The organism is Kitasatospora sp. NPDC001225, assembly GCF_053597855.1.
In genome coordinates this window covers 1-2,141 of sequence record NZ_JBSFJC010000382.1, presented here as the reverse complement: position 1 = coordinate 2,141, position 2,141 = coordinate 1, and the positions used below count along the sequence as shown (strand labels likewise).

Annotated in this window: 3 protein-coding genes; all 3 read left to right on the top strand. The window is 75.9% G+C overall.

What is annotated here, in order from left to right; genetic code table 11:
• The first annotated feature begins 151 nt into the window (after positions 1 to 151).
• A complete protein-coding gene (locus tag ACWDCZ_RS40680; RefSeq protein WP_449818635.1) occupies positions 152 to 625 on the top strand; it encodes a nucleoside deaminase in 474 nt (157 codons plus the stop codon).
• A gap of 109 nt (positions 626 to 734) precedes the next feature.
• Complete coding sequence (locus ACWDCZ_RS40675) at positions 735 to 1,775, top strand: zinc-binding alcohol dehydrogenase family protein (protein ID WP_449818634.1); 1,041 nt, start codon at positions 735 to 737, stop codon at positions 1,773 to 1,775.
• A gap of 104 nt (positions 1,776 to 1,879) precedes the next feature.
• Positions 1,880 to 2,141 (top strand): DUF5954 family protein (locus tag ACWDCZ_RS40670; RefSeq protein WP_449818633.1); only part of this gene is annotated, 262 nt, incomplete at its 3' end.

The window sequence follows — 2,141 nt, the reverse complement described above, 5'->3', positions numbered from 1 at the left end:
GGCCGGGCCGGTCGGCTGTCCGGCCCCTGCCGGGGACCGGGTTCGGTGGTGCCATGGAGGTGGGCGGACTGCCGGGCCGACTCGTCGGCCTCCCGCCCGCCCCGCCCCAGCCGCTCCCACCCCGCCCGCTCCACGCCCGAGGAGTACGCCGATGCCCGACCACACCCGCACCCACCTGCTCGCGGCCATCGAACTCGCGGCCTCCGCCCGCGCCCACGGCAACCACCCCTTCGGCGCACTGCTGACCGACGCCTCCGGCGACGTCCTGCTCACGGCCGAGAACACCGTGCTGACCGACCACGACGTCACCGCCCACGCGGAGACCAACCTGGTCCGGGCGGCCTGCCGCGCCCTCGCCCCGCACCAGCTCACCGAGACCGTCCTGTACACCAGCACCGAGCCGTGCGCGATGTGCGCCGGCGCGATCTACTGGAGCGGCATCCGGCGGGTGGTCTACGCGCTCGCCGCCACCGAACTGAACGCCATCGCGGGAGCGGACCCGGACGAACCGGTGCTCGACCTGCCCTGCCGCCTGGTCTTCGCGGCCGGCGGCAACACCGTCGAGGCCTCCGGCCCGCACCTGTTCGACGAGGCCTCCGCCGTCCACACGGGGTACTGGGGCTGACCGGCCACGCCGTTCGCGGCTCGGCGGGGCGGGGCGTGGGGCACCGTGGGTAGGTACGGAGCGTGACACCGGGCGGTCCGCGTGCCCGGCGGACCGGCAGGAGGCCGCGATGACCACGAGGGAACCCCTACCGACGGAGACCGGAGCCTGGGTGGTGGACCGCCCCGGGCCGGTCGGCGGGCCGGGACCGGGCCCGCTGGTCTGGGAGCACTGGCCGCTCGACACGCCCGGGCCGCAGGAGATCCTGGTCGAGGTGGAGGCCTGCGGGGTGTGCCGCACCGACCTCCACCTCGCGGAGGGGGACCTCTCCCCCAGGACGGCGAGGCGCACACCCGGGCACGAGGTGGTCGGGCACGTGCTGGCGGCCGGGCCCGAGGTCGAGGAGTTCACCGTCGGGGACCGGGCCGGGGTGGCCTGGCTGGCCCGGACCTGCGGCGGCTGCGGGTACTGCCGCAGCGGGCGCGAGAACCTCTGCCCCGACTCCCGGTACACCGGCTGGGACCGGCACGGCGGCTACGCCTGGCACGTCACCGCGGACGCCCGCTACGCCTACCGGCTGCCCGAGGGCCCGCCCGCCGAGGAACTCGCCCCGCTGCTGTGCGCCGGGATCATCGGCTACCGGGCCCTGGAACGGGCCGAACTGCCGACGGGCGGGCTGCTCGGCATCTACGGCTTCGGCGCGTCCGCGCACCTGACCGCCCAGATCGCCCTCGCCCGGGGCGCCCGGGTGGCCGTGTTCACCCGCTCCGAGGCGGCCCGACGGCTCGCACTGGAACTCGGCGCCGCCTTCGCCGGCGACTCCTACGACCCGCCCCCGCAACCGCTGGACGCGGCCGTCCTCTTCGCCCCGGTCGGCGGCCTCGTGCCCGCCGCCCTCACCGCGCTGGACCGCGGCGGCACGCTCGCCGTGGCCGGCATCCACCTCACCGACATCCCGTCGCTGGACTACCAGCGGCACCTCTTCCAGGAGCGCACACTGCGCAGCGTCACCGCCAACACCCGGGCCGACGGCCTGGCCTTCCTGGCGGAGGCGGCCCGCGCCCGCCCGGTGGTCCACGTCAGCCGCTACCCCCTGCGCCGGGCGGACGCGGCGCTCGCCGACCTCGCCGCGGACCGGGTGACGGGCGTCGCGGTGCTCGTACCCGAGTAGTGCGCCGGCCGGGATGGCCCGGCACGGCGGTGACCCGCCCCTTCGGAGTGACAGGAGGGGCCGTTTGACTGCGCTCGGTGGCCGACCGGTTGCATCATGTGCGCATGGTGAACTTCCCTGACGATGTCCCCGGTTACCTCTCCATCAGGATGGCCGCCCCCACCGAGCCCGTGGCGGGGATGGCGGACGTCGAGGCGTGGACGGCCCGCGACAGCTATCCGCAGATCCTGTCGGCCGGGAGCAGGGCCTTCGGCGTCGCCCGTGAACTGCCCACGGGCGGCTGGGCCCTGCGCACCTCGATGGCCGAGGTCTACCCGCAGTCGGCCCGCGACGACCTGGGCATGGTCTGCCGCGAGCAGGCCGGCC